At 66.6% G+C, this 18,492-nt stretch carries 12 protein-coding genes and 6 pseudogenes; 5 read left to right on the top strand and 13 right to left on the bottom strand.

Annotated features, from left to right (window positions below; all coding sequences use genetic code 11):
* Positions 1-959: 959 nt before the first annotated feature.
* Positions 960-1,415, bottom strand: a pseudogene (locus ACICHK_RS42235) (IS5 family transposase); the annotation flags it as partial.
* A gap of 454 nt (positions 1,416-1,869) precedes the next feature.
* On the opposite strand from ACICHK_RS42235, the pseudogene ACICHK_RS42230 reads away from it, so the two are divergent.
* A pseudogene (locus tag ACICHK_RS42230) lies at positions 1,870-3,200 on the top strand (IS110 family transposase).
* Here ACICHK_RS42230 and ACICHK_RS42225 read toward each other — a convergent pair.
* Both ACICHK_RS42225 and ACICHK_RS42220 read right to left on the bottom strand, forming a co-directional pair.
* Complete coding sequence (locus ACICHK_RS42225) at positions 3,184-3,723, bottom strand: GNAT family N-acetyltransferase (protein ID WP_406841914.1); 540 nt, start codon at positions 3,721-3,723, stop codon at positions 3,184-3,186. The pseudogene ACICHK_RS42230 and the gene ACICHK_RS42225 sit on opposite strands and share 17 nt — an antisense overlap.
* Positions 3,724-3,800: 77 nt before the next feature.
* A pseudogene (locus tag ACICHK_RS42220) lies at positions 3,801-4,142 on the bottom strand (transposase); the annotation flags it as partial.
* 400 nt (positions 4,143-4,542) lie between these two features.
* Here ACICHK_RS42220 and ACICHK_RS42215 point away from each other — a divergent pair.
* On the top strand, positions 4,543-5,022 hold the full coding sequence (locus tag ACICHK_RS42215) for an HIT family protein (protein WP_406841613.1): 480 nt from the start codon (positions 4,543-4,545) through the stop codon (positions 5,020-5,022).
* A gap of 65 nt (positions 5,023-5,087) precedes the next feature.
* Here the strand turns inward: ACICHK_RS42215 and ACICHK_RS42210 are convergent, their stop codons facing one another.
* From ACICHK_RS42210 to ACICHK_RS42195, 4 genes and pseudogenes are all read right to left on the bottom strand, one after another.
* Positions 5,088-5,741, bottom strand: a complete 654-nt coding sequence (locus ACICHK_RS42210) for a hypothetical protein (RefSeq protein ID WP_406841612.1) — start codon at positions 5,739-5,741, stop codon at positions 5,088-5,090.
* On the bottom strand, positions 5,731-6,525 hold the full coding sequence (gene istB / locus ACICHK_RS42205) for an IS21-like element helper ATPase IstB (RefSeq protein WP_406841913.1): 795 nt from the start codon (positions 6,523-6,525) through the stop codon (positions 5,731-5,733). Before istB ends, ACICHK_RS42210 begins: the two co-directional genes overlap by 11 nt.
* A gap of 11 nt (positions 6,526-6,536) precedes the next feature.
* A pseudogene (locus ACICHK_RS42200) lies at positions 6,537-7,895 on the bottom strand (Mu transposase domain-containing protein).
* Positions 7,896-8,064: 169 nt separating this feature from the next.
* A complete protein-coding gene (locus ACICHK_RS42195) occupies positions 8,065-8,391 on the bottom strand; it encodes a hypothetical protein (protein ID WP_406841611.1) in 327 nt (108 codons plus the stop codon).
* A 144-nt stretch (positions 8,392-8,535) separates the two neighbouring features.
* Here ACICHK_RS42195 and ACICHK_RS42190 point away from each other — a divergent pair.
* The 3 genes and pseudogenes from ACICHK_RS42190 to ACICHK_RS42180 all read left to right on the top strand — a co-directional run.
* Positions 8,536-9,726: pseudogene (locus ACICHK_RS42190) on the top strand (IS110 family transposase); the annotation flags it as partial.
* Between the two features lie 61 nt (positions 9,727-9,787).
* A complete protein-coding gene (locus ACICHK_RS42185; RefSeq protein ID WP_406841610.1) occupies positions 9,788-10,555 on the top strand; it encodes a hypothetical protein in 768 nt (255 codons plus the stop codon).
* An 85-nt stretch (positions 10,556-10,640) separates the two neighbouring features.
* Positions 10,641-11,375 (top strand): transposase, encoded by a 735-nt coding sequence (locus ACICHK_RS42180; protein WP_406841912.1) that lies wholly within the window; start codon positions 10,641-10,643, stop codon positions 11,373-11,375.
* 52 nt (positions 11,376-11,427) lie between these two features.
* Here the strand turns inward: ACICHK_RS42180 and rbsD are convergent, their stop codons facing one another.
* The 6 genes and pseudogenes from rbsD to ACICHK_RS42150 all read right to left on the bottom strand — a co-directional run bounded on the left by rbsD (position 11,428) and on the right by ACICHK_RS42150 (position 18,476).
* Positions 11,428-11,817: a D-ribose pyranase gene (rbsD, locus tag ACICHK_RS42175; RefSeq protein ID WP_406841609.1), complete on the bottom strand. Its 390-nt coding sequence runs from the start codon at positions 11,815-11,817 to the stop codon at positions 11,428-11,430.
* Positions 11,814-12,716 (bottom strand): ribokinase, encoded by a 903-nt coding sequence (locus ACICHK_RS42170; RefSeq protein WP_406841608.1) that lies wholly within the window; start codon positions 12,714-12,716, stop codon positions 11,814-11,816. Before ACICHK_RS42170 ends, rbsD begins: the two co-directional genes overlap by 4 nt.
* Before the next feature lie 83 nt (positions 12,717-12,799).
* Positions 12,800-14,749, bottom strand: coding sequence for a substrate-binding domain-containing protein (locus ACICHK_RS42165; protein ID WP_406841607.1), 1,950 nt, complete (start codon positions 14,747-14,749; stop codon positions 12,800-12,802).
* A complete protein-coding gene (locus tag ACICHK_RS42160; RefSeq protein WP_406841606.1) occupies positions 14,739-16,271 on the bottom strand; it encodes a sugar ABC transporter ATP-binding protein in 1,533 nt (510 codons plus the stop codon). Before ACICHK_RS42160 ends, ACICHK_RS42165 begins: the two co-directional genes overlap by 11 nt.
* Positions 16,268-17,311, bottom strand: coding sequence for a LacI family DNA-binding transcriptional regulator (locus ACICHK_RS42155; RefSeq protein ID WP_406841605.1), 1,044 nt, complete (start codon positions 17,309-17,311; stop codon positions 16,268-16,270). Before ACICHK_RS42155 ends, ACICHK_RS42160 begins: the two co-directional genes overlap by 4 nt.
* Positions 17,312-17,496: 185 nt before the next feature.
* A pseudogene (locus ACICHK_RS42150) lies at positions 17,497-18,476 on the bottom strand (IS5 family transposase).
* Positions 18,477-18,492 lie beyond the last annotated feature (16 nt).

Here is an 18,492-nt window from a genome sequence, read left to right as displayed (position 1 = left end):
CCACTGACTATCTTGCCCTTGCGCATACAGAGAGGGACGGCTCTGCCCTGCAGCGTCTCGCGCAGTGTCCGTATCCCTTCGTCTGGCAGGCCCTGGCAACCAATCCCCACACCCCCTCTGCTGTCCTCTTTGATCTGAGCGCAGCTCGCGACAGTGTCTGGAACGACAACAGGCTTCTTCGTCTGCTGGCGGAACATCCCTCCGCGGACTCCGTCGTTCTTCGCGCTGTCCTTGATGCGGTGGCAGCGAAGCTCGAAGCAGGGGAACGACCCTACGCGGCTGTGCTGGCACTCGCCGACCGTCTGGAACTTGAGGCGGAGGAGGTGGCAAGACTTGGGACGCTTCGCGGGGCCTCCGCTCGGCTACGCCGTCTGCTGGCCTTGCGACTCAGCACCCGCACCTGAATCGTCTCGCCGATCACGATGTGATGATCTTGGTGTGGCTGGTGTGATCACGGCGTCGGAGCCGTCCTAATTCCTTGGTAACGGGCCGTGGGAACCGGGGTTAGCCACCAGTCCGTTCGAGCGCCGGGGGACCTATGCCCTTCGCTCATCCTGGCCTTCCACAGTGCAGGTGGTGGCAGCCTCGCGGGCACCGAACGTACGCCTGGAGCCGTCTGGGCAGCGGCGGCGCTCGGTGTCCTCGAGGTCGCCACCGTCAGCACTGGCCGCTTGATCACTCGTTGGTGTTGGTGGTGCGAGCCCGCCGCACGGTGACCTCCTGATACTCCAGAGCCCTCAGAGCTCCCGATGAGACCGGGGCCCGTGGGGTGCGCTGGTGCCACGAACGGCTAGTGAGGTGGCGGACCGACCGGATGGTCGAGTCCTGGAATTAGGTCGCTGCGTGGCCCGCATGCGCTCGCAACCAGCGCAAACACCGCACCTCTGGGGAGGAAAGAGTTGATCTACTGCGGCATCGACTGGGCCGAGAGGACACACGACGTTGCCTTACTGATCGTTTCAGAATGAGGTCCGGAGGCATATGAGGCTGCAGGCCAGGTCGAGCAGACCTTGGTGGAGGTCGGCGCGTCGTTCGTAGCGGGTGCGGAGCCGTTTGAACTGGTGCAGCCAGGCGAATGCGCGCTCGACCACCCAGCGGACCTTGCCCAGTCCAGAGCCGTGGGCGACGCCACGTCGGGCGATCACGGGCTTGATGCCACGCTTCCACAGCAGGCGGCGGTACTTGTCGAAGTCGTAGCCCCGATCGGCGTACAGACGCCGGGGTTTGCGGCGTGGGCGTCCCCGAGCTCCCCGAATCGACGGGACCGCGTCGAGCAGGGGCAGGAGCTGGGTGATGTCGTGTCGGTTGCCGCCGGTGAGGGTGACGGCGAGCGGAGTTCCGTGGCGGTCGACGATCAGGTGGTGCTTGGAGCCGGGGCGTGCGCGGTCGACGGGTGAGGGGCCAACGTGGTCCCCCCTAATCCAGTGCGTAAGCAGACGGCCCGGGCCCATGCAACGACCGGGGACGACTGCTCGAGCTGGTCAGCGAATGCCTGGATCCCCCCTGGCCGTAAAGGCCTCCTCAAAGAGCGGCATCGCTGTCCGTTGCGGGGCTCGCGGTGATGACGCGGGCGTCGGGTTGATGCCTCCGTTTCTCCAGGCCCGTGAGGCCTCTGTCAAGAGCGGCGCAGCTCGGCGCCTCCGTGGTCACCGCGAAACTCGCAGGGACTACTCGGACGTTGATCGTCACGGCGCGAGCCCGCTCCAGGGTCGACCTCTTGTTCATCCGCGAGCCCGCGAGCTCTGCAGAAAGAACGAGCCCTTGGAGTGCGCTGGTGTCGCGAACGGCTACTGAGATGGCGGACCAACGAGTCCTTGGATTAGGGCGCCGCGTGACCCGCATGTGCTCGTGACCTGCATAAACGGACGGATCTGGGAGGACAGCTTGGCCGTGTTCTGCGGTATTGACTGGGCAGAGCGTCACCACGACGTCGCCCTCGTCGACGAAGCCGGCACTCTGCTCGCCAGAGCCCGTATCACCGACGACGCGGCCGGCTACCACAAGCTCCTGGACCTCTTGGCCGAGCACGGTGACAGCCCAGACGATCCGATACCGGTGGTCATCGAGACCAGCCACGGCCTCCTGGTCGCGAGCCTGCGCACCGGCAGCCGTCGGGTCTTCGCGATCAACCCGCTCGCCGCCGCCCGCTACCGCGACCGCCACGGCGTCAGCCGAAAGAAGTCCGACCCGGGCGACGCCCGGTCCTAGCGAACATCCTGCGCACCGACATGCATGCCCACCGGCCTCTGCCGGCCGACTCCGAACTCGCCCAGGCCATCACGGTCCTGGCCCGAGCCCAGCAGGACGCCGTCTGGACTCGGCAGCAGGTCGCCAACCAGGTCCGCTCGCTCCTGCGCGAGTACTACCCCGCTGCTCTGCTGGCCTTCCAGAGCAAGCAAGGCGGTCTGACCAGGGCTGACGCCCGCGTCGTCCTCACGCTGGCGCCGACCCCGGCCAAGGCCGCGAAGCTCACCCTCGCCCAGTTGCGGGGCGCTCTCAAACGCAGTGGCCGCCTCCGCGGCTGCGACGCGGAAGCCGAGCGGCTGCGGGACGTCTTCCGCGCCGAGTACGCCCACCAGCTGCCCGGTGTCGAGGCTGCCTTCGGTCACCAGCTTCTGGCCCTGCTCAAGCAGTTGGACGCTACCTGCCAGGCCGCGGACGACCTTGCGGAGGCGGCCACAGCCGCCTTTCACCAGCACGCCGACAGCGAGATCCTGCTCAGCTTCCCGGGCCTGGGGCCCATGCTCGGGGCCCGAGTGCTCGCAGAGCTGGGCGACGACCGGGCACGGTTCGCCGACGCCCGGGCGCTGAAGTCGTACGCCGGATCCGCACCCATCACCCGGGCCTCTGGCAAGAAGCGTTTCGTCGGCCGCCGGTTCGTCAAGAACAACCGCCTCATCAACGCCGGCTTCCTCTGGGCCTTCGCCGCCCTCACCGCCTCACCAGGAGCGAACGCGCACTACCGACGCCGACGCGAGCACGGAGACTGGCACGCCGCCGCACAACGGCACTTGCTGAACCGCTTCCTCGGCCAGCTCCACCACTGCCTCAAGACCCAGCAGCATTTCGACGAACAGCAGGCCTTTGCACCGCTCCTTCCAGTGCCTGCCTCCCCCGCCAACCCGACCGACTTCGTCGACGAGAACAACGGCACTTCGACAGAGCCACCTGTCGAGCGCGAACTCAATCAGAGGGCGTGAGCGGGGCCCGCAGGCCGAGCCACTGATCGGCGTCCCAGGCTCGGAACCTCTCCGCTTCGGTGAACCCCAGCTTCGCCGCTAGGCGCATCGAACGGGCGTTGGCGGTCTGGGTGGCGAGCACCACCGGCTCACCCGGAAGGACGTCTTCGAGCCAGTCCAGCGCCGCCGCGCACGCCTCGGCGGCATACCCGAATCCCCACGCTCGCGGCAGGAACAGGTAGCCGAGATCGACCTTCCCCACGGCAGTGGGGCAAAGGTGCTCCGTTGCTCTCCTGAGCAGGATCTGGCCAATCATCGCCCCTTCGAGATCGACGACGAAGATCCCGGGCCGCCGCCCGGGCACTTCGGGCATCTCGCGCTCCAGCTCGTCACGCGGGCGGGGGCCGCCGAGGTAGGCGTGCACCTCCGACGAGGCGTGCAGCTCGATGAACGCCGCACGGTCCCGGGCCTCGGGCTCACGCAGCACGAGCCTCTCGGTCTTGATCGGTGCAGGCGGCCACGCAACGGGTCCGAGATCATTCATGTTGGCCAGCCAATCAGCGGCCTCAGTGGTGATCAAGACTCGCGGTCCCTCTTGACTTCTTATCCCCCTGAGATGTCTTTGAGGGCCCGGACGTGCGATCCGTCCACGGAGCAGTCGTCCAGGTCCAGCAGGTCGGCGCGGCGAAGCTCGGTCAGCAGGGCGGCGTGCAGACGTGGCCAGACGCTGGCCTCGGTCCAGTCCTTCAGCCGGCGCCAGGCCGTCACGCCGGAACAGCCCACGGTCTCCGCCGGGACGTCCCGCCAGGCGACACCGGTCCGCAGTACGAACAGGACGCCGGCGAGTGCTGTTCGGTCAGGAACACGCAACCGCCCGGGATTCCGGTGGCGTCGTTCGGGAGCGGGTGGCAGCAATGGGGCCACCCGCTCCCACAGGCTGTCCGGAACAAGATCAGCACGCATCCGAACACCTTGCCGACCAAGATCGTCGAGTGCAAGACCCACGGCATCTCATCGTGTTTTGAGCGCAGGGCCCGGCGTCGTTCGCCAAATCGAGCGCTCAGCCTGAGGCGCCCTCCAGCGGAAGGTGGTCTCGGAAGTACTGCGACTCCAGCCACTCCTCCTTCACGAAGAGCGGACGTGTCAGGCGAGCTTCCCCAACCTTCTGCGAGCGCAGAAGAACCCCGAGATCAGTCAGGGAAAGCGAGTCGTCAGGCGTGTAGAGCACCCAGTTCCCATGCTTGATGGCGATTCGTGAAAACGGCCAGGGGCGCTCCTTGCCTCACTTGGTTGGTTCTTGATGTATGTGGGGAGGTTGGGGAGCGAAGAGCAGGCCTTGATCACTGGTGGCTAAGTTGGGGCCATGACTGGTGACTGGCGGATGGATCGGATCGGGGCTGCTCTGCGGGGTGAGAACCCGACCGTGCTGCGGCGGCTTGAGTCGGGATTTGCGGTGATCGGCGACGTTCAGTTCTTGCCGGGTTACTCGGTTCTCCTCGTGGACGAGCCAGGTGTTCAGCGGCTGTCTGATCTGCCGAGGGCGAGGCGGCTGTCGTTTCTGTCCGACATGGACCGGCTCGGAGAAGCCGTTGAGCGCGTCTGTCGACGCCTGGACCCCGGCTTCCGCCGGGTCAACCTGGAGATTCTGGGGAACACCGACCCGTTCTTGCATGCTCACGTCTGGCCGCGGTTCGAGTGGGAGCCGGCCGAGTTGGTGGGCAAGCCTGTGTGGCTGTATCCGGGTGACCGGTGGAGTGACGAGGGGTTCAGGCTGGGGCCGCAGCATGACGTATTGCGGGACGGGATCGGGAGCGAACTGGATCGGTTGCGTTCGATGGGCTGACGGCGTGAGCCCGCCGACCGTCAGGTCGGCGGGCTCGGTGATCAGTGACGGTCAGTGGACGACGGTCACTGAGTCCTTCGCAGCGGAACGATGTCGGGGCTGGTGGTGGGGACGGATGGGCGGGCGGCTTCGGGGGTCGCGAGAAGCGCGACGATGGTGACCGGCTGCTGGCAGTGGGGACAGTTGCGGGTCGCGGTCGGTTCCAGCGGGTCACGTTCTGCGGCTGCTTGCTGACGCGCGAGGGGTCGGCTGAGAGTCTTGGACGGCGGAGAAACCTCAGGCCACGACGGCAGAGAAGCGGTCTCACCGAGACGACGCGCGCGGTCTTCGTCTCGTGCCTGGTCGCGGCGGCGCTCGGCGTCTTTTCGGCAGGCCGGGGAACAGTAGATCTGGCGGGTGGTTTTCAGGGCCTCGAACGGGCCGTTGCAGACCAGACAGACGCGCCGGTCCCGGATGTCGTCGTTGGTGCGGGCAGCGCCGCGGCACTCTTCCGAGCAGTAGGTCCGGCGGCGGGCGACCGTCGTGGTGAATTCGTTCTCGCAGACCGGACAGGTCTGCCGGGCCGGTTTGCTGTTGCGGTTGGCCGCTTTGCAGGTGGGCGAGCAGAAGACCTGTCGGCTGAAACCGTAGGCGACGGTGAAGACGGTCTCGCAGACCGGGCAGCGACGTGCCATCTCGGGTTCGACCTCGGTGGTGTCGGGGGTGTTGTCAGGAGACACGGGCGTTCACCCCGGCTCGGATGGTTTCGGCCTGGCTCTGGTGACCGCGGAGCCGGTAGGAGGGCCCGTCGATGCCGGCGACTGCGGCCCGGTGCAGGAGCCGGTCGAGCATCGCGGCGGCGACCGTGGCGTCGCCGAAAGCGGTGGCCCAGTCGGCGATGCCGACGTTGGTCGTCAGGATCGTGCTTGATTTCAGATACCGCTGGTTGATCACCTGGAACAGGGCTGATGCGCCGTCCTCGGGCAGCGGAAGATAGCCCAGCTCATCGATGATCAAGAGCTTCGGGCCGGCGAAGAAGTTCATGCAGGTCTTCCACCGGCCCTCCAGAGCGGCCTTGTGGCAGCGGGCGGCCAGGTCCGCCGCGGTGGTGAAGTAGACGCGGTTGCCCGCCTCGACCGCCGCCCGCCCGAGCGCGACGGACAGCATGGTCTTGCCGACCCCGGGCGGCCCCACGAACAGAACGTTGCTGGCGTCGTCCAAAAAACGCAGGGTGGCCAGGTCGCGGATCAGCTTCTCGTCGACGCCGGGCTGCGCGGCGAAGTCGAAGTCGGACAGGGTCCACGGCTCGGGCAAGCAGGCGAAGCGTTCCCGGGCCGCGAGCCGACGCGCCTCGGTGGCCTCGACCTCGATCTCCAGCAGCCGCTCCAGTGCCGCGGTCAGCGACATCCGCTCGGTGCGGGCCTGGTCCAGCACCCGGTTCAGTGCTTCGGCGGCGTCGTTGAGTTTGAGATAGGACAGATGGCCCCGCAGCTGCTGGAAGCGGCGTGCTTCGCTCACCTGCATCGGTGACGTACTCAATCCGCGTTCTCCTCCTCGGAGTTGGGGGCGGTCCGCAGCCGGTCAGCCACGGCGGCATAGTGGGACAGGTCGATCACGACCCGTTCGGCCGGATTCCCGGTGGCAGTCCGGCCGCGGAGCCGTTCGGCTTCCGCGAGGGCGGCCTCCGAAGGCGGGCGGCGGACCTTGGTCTTGCAGGGGGCTCGGTCGGTGAAGGCGGCCAGCACCGTCCGCTCCAGCGCGATCACGTGTCCGGCGTCACGGACGGTCTGGCCCGCGCCGTCGACGGCCCGCCGGTGCTGGGCGATCACGGCCCGGCCGGCGGTGACGATGTGGAGATGGTCCTCGCCGAGCCGGTGCACCAGGCGGACCTGAACACCGGGCATGCCGGGCGGCACCGAGTAGAAATTGCCACGGAAGGACACCAGGCTCTGCGGGCTGATCGTGCGTTCCACTTCGAGTTCGGCCGGGAACGGCCTGACCGGAAGGTCCAACAGCGGCTCACCGGCAGCCAGTTCGGCGACGGTGACCGTGTTCCCCTCCACTCGGCGGCGACGTTCGTCCATGCGCAGCGCGAGCTTGTCGACCCCCGACTGGGCCTGCTCAACCGTCAGATGGTCCGGGACCGTCCGCCACCAGCGTTGAGCTGCCGAGTGGTTGACCTTCTCCACGACGCCTTTGCGGTTCCCGCGCCGTGGAGGGCAGATGTCGACGCTGGCCCCGTAGTACTTCGCGACGCCAGCGAAGGCCGCGGTGACCTGCCCGCTGGAGGGATAGCAGACAGTGGCCATCCGGTCGAAGCGCCAGCGCCGGGCGGTCCCGCCGAGCTTGCGCATCACCTGGTCCAGGGCGTGGACCAGGTGCGGGAAGTCCTCCGATTCCGCAAGGACCGCCCGCCACCTGCCCTAGTGCGCCAGCGCGCCGACCAGCAGATGCGCGTGCCCGCCGACCGCCCACTCCTCCGGCGGGTCGGGCAGCTCAAGCCAGTCGAACTGGATCTCCTCGCCTGGTGGATGGGCGATCACCGCGACGTCCCGGCCGGTCGAGGTCTTGCACGGCTCGCAGTGCGGGCGCACCTGATAACGGCGCAGCGCGCGGGTGAAGGTGGAATAGGCGCCCGCATAGCCGAGCTCAGTGACTTCGTCGAACAGCGTGGACGCCCATAGATGTGGATCGTCCGCCAGCCGCTGCCGGCAGTAGTCCAGGAACGGCACGAACGCGTCTGCAGACTGACGCCGACAGCCAGGAACCCGCTCGCCGTTCAGATAGGCGCGGATCGTCTTGCGGTCCCGGCCCAAGTGCCGGGCGATGGCCGAGATCGTCCAGCCCTGCCGACGCAGCGCATGAGCATCCACGTCTTCCTCCCTGGTGAGCATCCAGGCCCCCGAACAGGCCGAACTCGAAGCTCACGCAGGCTTTCCAGACGCACCGCTGCCACCCCGACACGCCGATCAAGATCACACAAAGCGCCCAACCCGACCACACGAAAGGCGGGGAGATCAACAGAGCAGGTTTGCCCCATCCCTGAGCACTACGTGGGGAGATTCAAAGAGCGCCATCATGCTCCGCAGCGTGGTCCAGCAGGAACTGCCGGCCCTGCTCCGGATCGCTTCCCGCCAGCGGGAAGCCAGACAGGAAGACCTGCGGACCGGTGACCGCATCCAGCGCAACACAGGCGAGCTCGCCCGCGTCGTAGAACGCTTTCACCCCATCCGGGAAGTCCTCCTGCGCATACGGACCGCCAACCCGTTCCTGCGGTCCAAAGACCAAAAGCGCTTGGGCGACCTCGGCTGGAGACATCCCGAACCGCAACGGACCCACACCGGCTCCCGACCGCAGCTCCCAGCACTCCCGCTCCCCATCCACGCCCATCCACCCACTCCTATGTCCGACCGGTCCAGATCTGCTTCCGTTGCCCAGACCACATACACAAGGCCAAGGGCCAAGGTGCCAACTCAGCTGCACAAGCGCCAACGGGAGTACTGCGCTCGGCCGGAGTCATTCTGAAACGATCAGTTAGTCGACGACACCGGCCAGCTACTTGCGAAGCGACACATAACCGACGACGCGGCCGGCTACAGGAGCCTGATAGACCTGCTCGCCGAGTACGGCGACACGGAGGAGACTCCGATCCCGGTTGCGATCGAGACCTCCCGCGGTCTGCTGGTCGCGGTGCTGCGGGCAGGCAAGCGGAAGGTGTTCGCGATCAACCCGATGGCTGCCGCCCGCTACCGCGACCGGCACACGGTCTCCCGCAAGAAGTCCGACCCCGGCGACGCCCTGGTCCTGGCGAACATCCTGCGCACGGATATGCATGCCCACCGGTCGCTGCCGAACGACAGCGACCTGGCCCGCGCCATCGCCGTACTGGCCCGCGCTCAACAGGATGCGGTCTGGAACCGGCAGCAGATCGCCAACCAGCTTCGCTCGCTACTGCGCGAGTACTACCCCGCCGCTCTGGAAGCCTTCGCCAAGTGGGACAACGGCTTGTGCCGACCGGAGGCCCGCGAGCTGATGAAGCTCGCGCCGACACCGGCCAAGGCCGCGAGCCTGACTCGCACCCAGATCACGGCGGCTCTCAAGCGTGCGGGCCGCAAGCGCGGCATCGAGGCGGACGTCGAGCGGCTGCGCGAGGCATTCCGCACCGACTGGGCCCGTCAGCCCGAGCTTGTCGAGGATGCGCTCGGCAAGCAGACGCTCGCCCTACTCGGACAGCTCACGGCCGCCTGCACCGCCGCCGCCGACCTCGCCCTAGCCGTCGACGAGGCGTTCCCGCAGCACCCGGACTCCGAAATTATCCTCAGCTTCCCCGGCCTCGGTATCCAGCTTGCCGCCCGGGTGCTGGCCGAAATCGGAGACGATCGCACCCGCTTCGCGGACGCCCGCGGCCTGAAGGCCTACGCGGGCGCCTCACCCGTCACCCGGGCCTCCGGCAAGAAATCCAGCATCACCAGACGATGGGTGAAGAACAACCGGCTCAACCACGCCGGCTACCTCTGGGCGTTCTCAGCGATCACCGCCTCGCCCGGTGCCAAAGCCCACTACCGGCGGCGACGTGACGACCACGGAGACTGGCACGCCGCTGGCCAGCGCAATCTGTTCAACCGGATGCTAGGCCAGCTCCACCACTGCCTCAAGAACCGCCGCCTGTTCGATGAGCACACCGCGTTCCCGGCGCCGCAGGCCCCAGCGTTGGCGGTGGCGTAGGTGATCCCGCTCACGACTCACCTCCCCTGGAGATCGCTCCGCTGCGTGCTTGAATCACCGGATGATCGACTGGTCCACACTCCACGACGCCTACGGTCCGGCACACGCGATCCCCGGGCTGCTGGACCGAGCCATCGGTCGTGACCAGGAGGCCATTGACCGGCTTTGGGGGCGCCTGTGCCACCAGGGGACGATTACCCCAGCGAGCATCGCCGCACTGCCGCAGCTGGCGGACATCGCGAAGACCGAGGACGCCGGGGACTGGGCGCTCGATCTCGCCGCAGCCATAGCGAGTGGCCTCCTTCAACATCACGGCGCCGACGAAGAAGTCGCTCGCTGTGCGGCGACCTTGGCCGAGCTTCGCGCCATGGCCGCCGCCCGGCTGCAGTCTGGCCTGGACGGAAAGATCTACCTGAGCCGGCTGCGGGCCATGCTCGCGTTCGACGGCCAGATCCTCTGGTTCGAGGCCCTGGACGACTTCACCGATTCCTTCGTCACTGTCGCCTGTCCGCACTGCGACGCACCGGTGACGATCGCGGTCGGCGACTACGGTTGCTACTCCTCGATCCGGGACTGGAATCTGGGGGATGTCCACCAGGTCCCGCTCCGGCCGGCCGTCCCGCACGAGCTGATCGGCACTGGGAGGATGTTGCACGAGTCGGCCGTACGGGATGGCCAGCAACGGCTCGCCTGGGGCCTGACGCACCTGTTCGGCCAGGCGGAATGCCCAGGATGCGGGAGCGTCTTCGGCATCGCAGACGAGTACGCGGCCGCCAATGCACCCGCCCCATGGGACTTCGCCCGAGGCCACACTAAGGACGCTTTCTGATGACCACCGGCAGGGCCCTCGAAATCGAACGGTGAGCTCGTGCCCGCTGTCCCGACTTGACGGCTTGGCGCCGTGAGGTGTCTGGATAGCCCCGTTCACCGGGCTGAGCCCGCGGCAGTTCGGCAAACTGATCACCGCACTGCGGCGTGAGGGTGTCGACCCGGTACGCAAGGGTCGGCCGTGGAGCCTGCCGCTTCAGGACCGGGTCCTGCTGGTCGCCGCGTACTGGCGCACGAATCTCACCCTGCGCCAACTGGCCCTGCTGTTCGGAGTGTCGAAGTCGGCCGCCGACCGCATCGTCGACCACCTCGGCCCGGCGCTCGCGCTCCGGCCTCGTAGGCGGTTCCGGAAGGACACCGTGCTGATCGTGGATGGCACCCTGGTTCCCACCCGCGACCACACCGTCGCCGAGAAGTCGAAGAACTATCGGTACTCCACCAACCACCAGGTCGTCATCGACGCCGACACCCGGCTCGTCGTCGCCGTCGGCCGGCCGCTGCCCGGCAACCGCAACGACTGCAAGGCATGGGAGCTGTCCGGCGCCAAGGACGCCGTCGGCAAGGCCATGGTCATCGCGGACGGCGGCTACCAGGGCACCGGCCTGGTCATCCCGCACCGCCGCGAACACGGACAGGCCGAACTCCCGGACTGGAAAGAGGAACACAACGCCTCCCACCGCAGGGTCCGCGCCCGCGTCGAGCACGCCTTCGCCCGCATGAAGACCTGGAAGATCCTCCGCGACTGCCGCCTGAAAGGCGATGGCGTCCACCACGCCATACTCGGCGTCGCCCGCCTATACAACCTCGCCCTCGTCGGCTGACCAGCAGACAAGCAGGTCGGTAGCAGACCCGAGGTCATTTACGGGACAACGCTTAGAAGAACACTCCGCAGCGCAGCAGGACGTTTGCGTACGGCCGGGCTTCACCTGTGCGCACGACAAGACGCGCGCCTCCCGATAGCGCCTTCAGCTCCTCGTGCGTGACCAGCTCCAGATCGGCAACCTGTGTTTTCAGCAGCTCTGCTGCCGCAGGATTTGTACCCAGCATTTCGCGTGCTGCCATTCCGCCATCGACCACCAGTTCGGCCATCAAGCCGTCCAGGACTTCCGCGAACGAAGGCACACCCGCGCGAAATGACAGGTCGACGACGTGTGGTCCCGTTGGGATCGGCATACCCGCGTCACACACAAGCACTGTGTCCCCGTGGCCCAGTTCCGCGAGAGCGCCTGCCAGATGGCGGTTCAAGATTCCGCCCCGCTTCACAGCGCAGCCACCTCCTCGGTAGTCGGGTAGGACTCCTGTGCACCGGGCCGAGTGACGGCGACGGCACCGACTCGAGCGGCGTATACAGCGGCTTCGGCCAGAGTTTCCCCGAGCCCCAGACGCCAGGCCAGTGCTGCGGCGAAGGCGTCGCCCGCGCCTGTGGTATCCACGGCCTCAACCTCTACCGACGGAACCCAGACTCGGGCGCCGGCCTGCTCCGCTACCAGAGCGCCTGCCGCGCCCAGGGTGATCACTACGGAACGTGGGCCGAGGGAGAGAAGCGCCGTGGCCCAGTCATCGGGGGAGTCTCCGAGGTCGCTTCCGGCGATCACCCGTGCTTCGTGCTCGTTGACGATCAAGGGATCGCAGGCGGCGAGCACTTCATGAGGAAGCCGCTGGGGCGGTGAGGGGTTCAGCACGAGGCGCCCTCCATCTGTGACACTTCGTGCAACCTCCACCACGGTCTCCAGAGGAATTTCCAGCTGCGTGGATACCACTCGAGAGGCACAAAAGAGGCTGGCGGCGGAACGTACATCCTGGGGTGTGAGCCGACCGTTGGCGTTCGGTGCTACCACGATGCTGTTGTCGCCGGAAGGGTCCACCGTGATCAGCGCGACGCCGGTCGGGGCCCCGCCGACGAGAACGCCGACGGTATCGACGCCCGCCTGTCGCTGGGAGTCGAGCAGTAGACGGCCATGGGAGTCGTCGCCGACCCGGGCTAGGAGCGCGGTACGCGCTCCTAGCCGGGCGGCGGCGACCGACTGGTTGGCGCCTTTTCCACCTGGGTGGACGACGAGATCGGAGCCGAGCACCGTCTCGCCTGCTGCTGGCCGACGCTCGACTTGGACCACCAAGTCTGCATTGGCCGATCCCACGACCAGAAGGTCGTAGTTGTCCATGATTCGTCTTCCTGTAGGTGTGGAGCTGATGTGCAGAGGATGCAAGGCGGTGGGCGGCGTGCTCCGCCGCCCACCGCCTGGTGTCAGTCGCCGAATCCGGCGACGTTTTCCTTCGTGACCACCTTTACGGGAACCATCACTGTTTCCTGGACCTTCTTGCCTTCAGCGGCCCGCAGAGCGTTGTCCACCGCGATTCGGCCCAGTTCCTTAGGCTGCTGGGCGACGGACGCGTACAACGTGCCGGCCGAGACCGCCTTCAGGCCGTCGGGAGTGCCGTCGAAACCGATGACCGAGACCGACTTGCCAGCCTTAGAGCCCAATGCCTTGACTGCTCCGAGCGCCATCTCGTCGTTCTCCGCGAACACACCATTGATGTCCGGGTGTGCCTGAAGCAGGTTCGTCATCACGTCGAGGCCCTTGGTGCGGTCGAAGTCCGCGGGCTGGCGTGCGACGACCTTGATACCCGGGTATGCCTTCAGCCCTTCGGCGAAGCCCGCTCCGCGCTCTCGACTTGCAGAGGTGCCTGCCAGGCCCTGAAGGATCACGATCTGGCCCTTGCCGCCCAGCTTCTCCGCCAGTGCCTTTGCGCCCAGCTTGCCGCCCGCGACATTGTCGGAGGCGACGAGTGCATCCGTCTTCGCCTTGTTGACGCCCCGGTCGACGCCTACGACGGGGATGTTGGCTTTGTTGGCTGAGCGGACAGAGGGACCAGCTGCATCCGAGTCCACCGGATTCACGATGATCGAACTAAGTCCCGAACTCGTGAAGTTCTGCAGTTGATTTGCCTGCTGCGAAGCGTCGTTCTGCGCGTCGGTGACGGTCAGTTCCGCGCCACGCTCCTTCGCCTCCTGCTGCGCCCCCTTCTTGATCTGCACGAAGAACGGGTTGTTCAGAGTGGAGAGTGACAGGCCGACCTTCTGCTTTGCTGAGGCGGACGAGCCGCTGTGTACGAAGGACGTCACTCCAACGATCGCCGCGGCGACCGCGGCCGCGATCACATACGTCGTCGCCTGCTTGCGGCGTCCGCCGCCAGGAGCGCCCCCGGTGGCCGGAGTCGCCCCGGCCTTGCGCCGCACTGTGTCCAGCAGAACCGCGAGTGCGATCACCACACCGATGACGACCTGCTGCCAGAAGGCCGATACCGAAAGGAGGTTAAGACCATTGCGCAGTACTGCGAGGATCAGCGCGCCGATGAGTGTGCCGGACGCTTTGCCGGTGCCGCCAGCGAGCGAGGCGCCACCGATGACGACCGCTGCGATGGCGTCGAGTTCATAGCCCTGTGCTGCCTGCGGTTGTGCGGAGGAGAGCCGCGAGGCGAGCACAATGCCCGCGACGGCGGCGAAGAGACCGGAGAGCGCATAGATTGCGAGCTTCTGCTTCTTGACCCGAAGACCCGACAGGCGCGCAGCCTCCTCGTTGCCGCCGATCGCGTACATGGAGCGGCCGATGTAGGTACGTCGCAGGATCACTGCTGTGGCCAGGCCCATGACGATCATGATGAGGACCGGGACAGGAAGCCAGCCGCCGAGCGTGTCGCCGAGGTGTGAGACGGAGTCGGGGAAGGCGATGGGGCTGCCCTGCGAGATCACCAGGGACAAGCCGCGTCCCACCGACAGCATGGCGAGCGTCGCGATGAAGGGTGGCAGTTTGCCGTACGCGATCAGTACGCCGTTGACCAGGCCGGCGGCGATACCGGTGGCGACGGCGAGGAGAAGAGCTATCCACACAGGTACGCCGGCTGAAGTTGCCGTCCAAGCGAGGACCGTGGACGACAATGCGGCGACCGAACCGACCGAGAGGTCGATGCCCGCTGAGATGATTACAAAGGTCACGCCGAAGGCGAGGATGGCTGTTACGGCCGCCTGGACGCCGATGTTCAGCAGGTTGTCGGTGGTCAGGAAATCCCCGGACAGAGCCGACAGCGCGATGACGAGGACGATGAGCGCGGTGAGTGCTCCGTTGTCGAGCAGGAGGCGGCGTACTGCGGATGCGCCGCTCAGGCCTGTTGTTCTCGATTGCGTGTCAGTGGCCACGGCGGGCCTCCTTGTCGTGCTCAGCTGCGGTGGAGGGAGTGCTTACGGCGAGTGCCATCACGGAGTCCTGGGTAGCTTGGTCAGCTCTGAGTTCACCCGTGATTCGGCCTTGGGCCATTACAAGGACTCGGTCGCTCATACCGAGGACCTCAGGCAAGTCGCTGGAGATCATCAGGACGGCAGCTCCTGCTGCTGTCAGTTGGTTGACGAGCTGGTAGATCTCGACCTTGGCGCCGACGTCGATGCCCCGCGTCGGCTCGTCGAGGATCAGTACCTTGGTGTCGGCGAGGAGCCACTTGCCGATCACGACTTTTTGCTGGTTTCCGCCGGACAGGGTCCGGACCTGTTGGCCGAGCCCGGTCATCCGAATGCCAAGCTGTTGGGCGATTCGCGCGGCGGCGGCTTGCTGACCTCTGAGGTCGACAAATCCGCCATGTGTCGCGGAACGCAGTGTGACCAGGCCCAGGTTCTCTCCGACAGGGGCGTCTAGGACGAGGCCTTGGCCTTTACGGTCCTCGGGCACGAGTCCTACGCCGGCGTCCATGGCGGCGTTCACGTCGTGTTGACGCAAGTTCGCCCCGGCTACCTTCACGGATCCCTTGTCGTAGGGGTCGGCGCCGAAGACAGCTCGGACCACTTCGGTGCGGCCTGCACCGACAAGACCGGCGATGCCGACAACCTCCCCGGCCCGGACCTCGAAACTGACGTCGTGAAAAGCGCCGTCCCGAGTCAGTCCTTCGACGGTCAGCAGTGCGGCTCCGGTGTCCGTCTGTTCGCGCGGGTACTGCTGCTCGATCGAGCGTCCCACCATCAGGCGGACGAGCTCGTCCTCTGGCGTGGAGGCGGGCACCTGGCCAACGCTCCTGCCATCGCGGATGATCGTGACCCGGTCGCCCAGGGCGGCGATCTCGTCCAGGTGGTGCGTGATGAAGACGATGCCGACGCCGTCCTCGCGGAGTCTGCGCACGATCCGGAAGAGCTTGTCGACTTCCTCCGAGGTGAGCACGGCGGTCGGCTCGTCCATGATCAAGACGCGGGCGTCCAGGCTGAGCGCTTTGGCGATCTCCACCATCTGAAGTCGTGCAACACCCAGTTCACGTACCAGCGTCCGGGGGGAGACGTTGATCCCAACGCGTTCCAGGAGACTGGCGGCGTCTGCCTCCATGGTCTTGCGGTCGATCATCCCGAAGCGGCGCGGCTGTCGGCCGAGGAAGATGTTCTCGGCGATCGTCAGATCGGGGACGAGGTTGAACTCTTGGTAGATCGTGGCGATCCCGAGACGCTCGGAGTCCTGTGCGCCGTGGATACGCACCTCTTCGCCGTCGACGACGATGCGTCCCGCATCAGGCTTGTAGGCGCCGGAGAGCATCTTGATCAGTGTGCTCTTGCCTGCACCGTTCTCGCCGAGCAGTACGTGTACCTCACCGCGGCGCAGATCGAAGTCGACCCGATCGAGGGCGACCACACCGGGAAAGGTTTTGCGTATGCCCTCGATGCGCAGCAACTCAGCATGGTTGCTCACGACTTGCTCCTTCGTGCCGGTGTCTGTTGTGCGGGGGTAGCCCCGGTCGCTGGCTCACCGCATGAGCGGCGCACGACGAGGTGGGCGGGGAGAGAGACGGATTGCGGGGTCCGACCTTCGATGCGGTCGACCAGGGCTCGGACGGCGGCCCGACCCAGTTGGTCCGTCGGCTGGGCGATCGCGGTGATGGGCGGATTGGTGTGCACGAACCATGGGATGTCGTCGAACACGGCGAGTGCTATGTCGTCGGGGATTTGCAGTCCCCGCTCGCGGACTGCGTCCAGTACGCCGAGCGCCATCAGATTGTCGGCGGCGAAGATGACCTCAGGCGGTTCGGCCAGGTCAAGCAAGGTCATGGCGGCACGGCGCCCGCTTGCAGCCTGGAAGTCGCCCTGTCCTATATAGCTATCGGGCAGCACGATTCCGTACGCTGCGAGGGCCTCTCGGAAGGCTTCCACCCGCTCGCGGCCGGTTGTCGTGGTGGCCGGGCCCGCGATGATAGCGAGCCGGCGGTGTCCGAGGTCGTGCAGATGGGCGACCAGGTCCCGCACGGCGCCGCTGCCGTCTGCCCGTATGACGGGAACCTCCAGGCCCGGGATCCAGCGGTCCACGAAGACCATGGGTGTTCCCGCGTGTGCGGCGTCCAGCACACCGGGGGAGCAGCCGTCTGCGGGAGAGAGCAGTAGGCCGTCGATACGCCTGTCCAGCAGTGTTCGTACGTGATGGTCCTGGAGGTCGGGCCGCTCGTCGGCATTGCCGATGATGACGCTGTAGCCGAGGGAGCGGGCTTCCTCCTCGACGGAGCGGGCCAGTTCGGTGAAGTACGGGTTGAGCACGTCACTGATGATCAGGCCGAGAGTGCGCGTCTGGTCGGTGCGCAGGGAGCGGGCGACAGCGTTGGGCCGGTAGCCGAGTGTTTGGACGGAGGCCAGCACACGGGTGCGTGCCTCTTGGCTGACCGAGGGATGGCCGTTCAGCACTCGTGAGACCGTGGCGACGGATACACCTGCCTGGGCGGCGACGTCTTTGATGCTCGCCATGATCGTTTCACCTCCTCATGGAATCGATTACAAACACGATTGGAAACGATTACACGAGTCTGTAGCAAGTGTTCGGAGGCTTTGATTCCGGTTTGTGATGGAGGACACGCCATCGGGTGTCTCGGCGCGGCTTTCGCTGTGGGCTTGAGCTGTCCCCGTTGACTAGGGCCTGTGTGACGTCGTGATCAGCCTGGAGTCTTCAGGAGGTCGTCGATCCAGATCATCGAGGCGCGGAGGTGGAGGCCGGCGAGGTAGCTCTCGGGTGACTTGTCGTATCGGGTGGCGATTCCTCGCCAGGCCTTCAGTTTGTTGATCAGGCGCTCGACGGTGTTGCGCTCCTTGTAGAGATCGGTGTCGTGGCTGACGGGCCGGCCGCCCCTGGCGCCCTTCTTCTTCCGGTTGGCGGCCTGGTCCTTCTTCTCCGGGATGACCGCTTTGATGTTGCGTCTGCGCAGGTGGGCGCGGTTTCCGCGGGACGAGTAGGCCCTGTCCGCGGCGACCGCACCGGGCCTGGTGCGGGGACGGCCGACGGGCAGCCGGATGCGCACTCTTTGCAGTACGGGGATGAACTGCGGACTGTCACCTGCATGCCCTGCGGTCAGGACGAGCGTGAGCGGGCGGCATCTGCGGTCCGAGGCGAGATGGATTTTGCTGCTCAGGCCACCCCGGGACCTGCCGAGCAGGGCTTGCTTCAAGCGGATCCTGCGCCGGCGTCGGATGCGTTGCCGCTCGGCCTGTCCGTTCTGCTCGTGCGGCCCGCCCCCTTTTGCCGGGCCCGCTCCTGCTCCCGCGCGGCCTCCTTGAGGACTTCCATGAGGTCCTCACTCACTCGCATCCCCGCGGCGTCGTGGTGGGCACGGACCGTCGTGGAGTCCACACTGACCAGCGACAGATCCGTCTGGTCCACGCGGGCTGCTGCGGCGATCATGCCTTCCAGCAGAGCGGAGAAGACACCGGCGTTGCGCCAGACCCGAAATCGTCCGTAGACGGTGGCCCAGGGGCCGAACTCGGCGGGCATCTCCCGCCACTGGCCACTGGAGCGGAACCGCCAGATCACTCCCTCGAACTGCTCTCGCAACCGCTCGGGATAGGGACCGTACTCCCCGATCGGCAGGTACGGCTCGATGAACTTCCACTGATCGTCGGTGAGTTGCCTACGAGTCACAACCGATGTCCTACCG

This window comes from Streptomyces sp. AHU1 (genome assembly GCF_045343905.1).
GTDB lineage: Bacteria > Actinomycetota > Actinomycetes > Streptomycetales > Streptomycetaceae > Streptomyces > Streptomyces triticiradicis.
The sequence above is the reverse complement of the archived record's forward strand: the minus strand, read 5'-3'. Positions and strand labels throughout refer to the sequence as shown.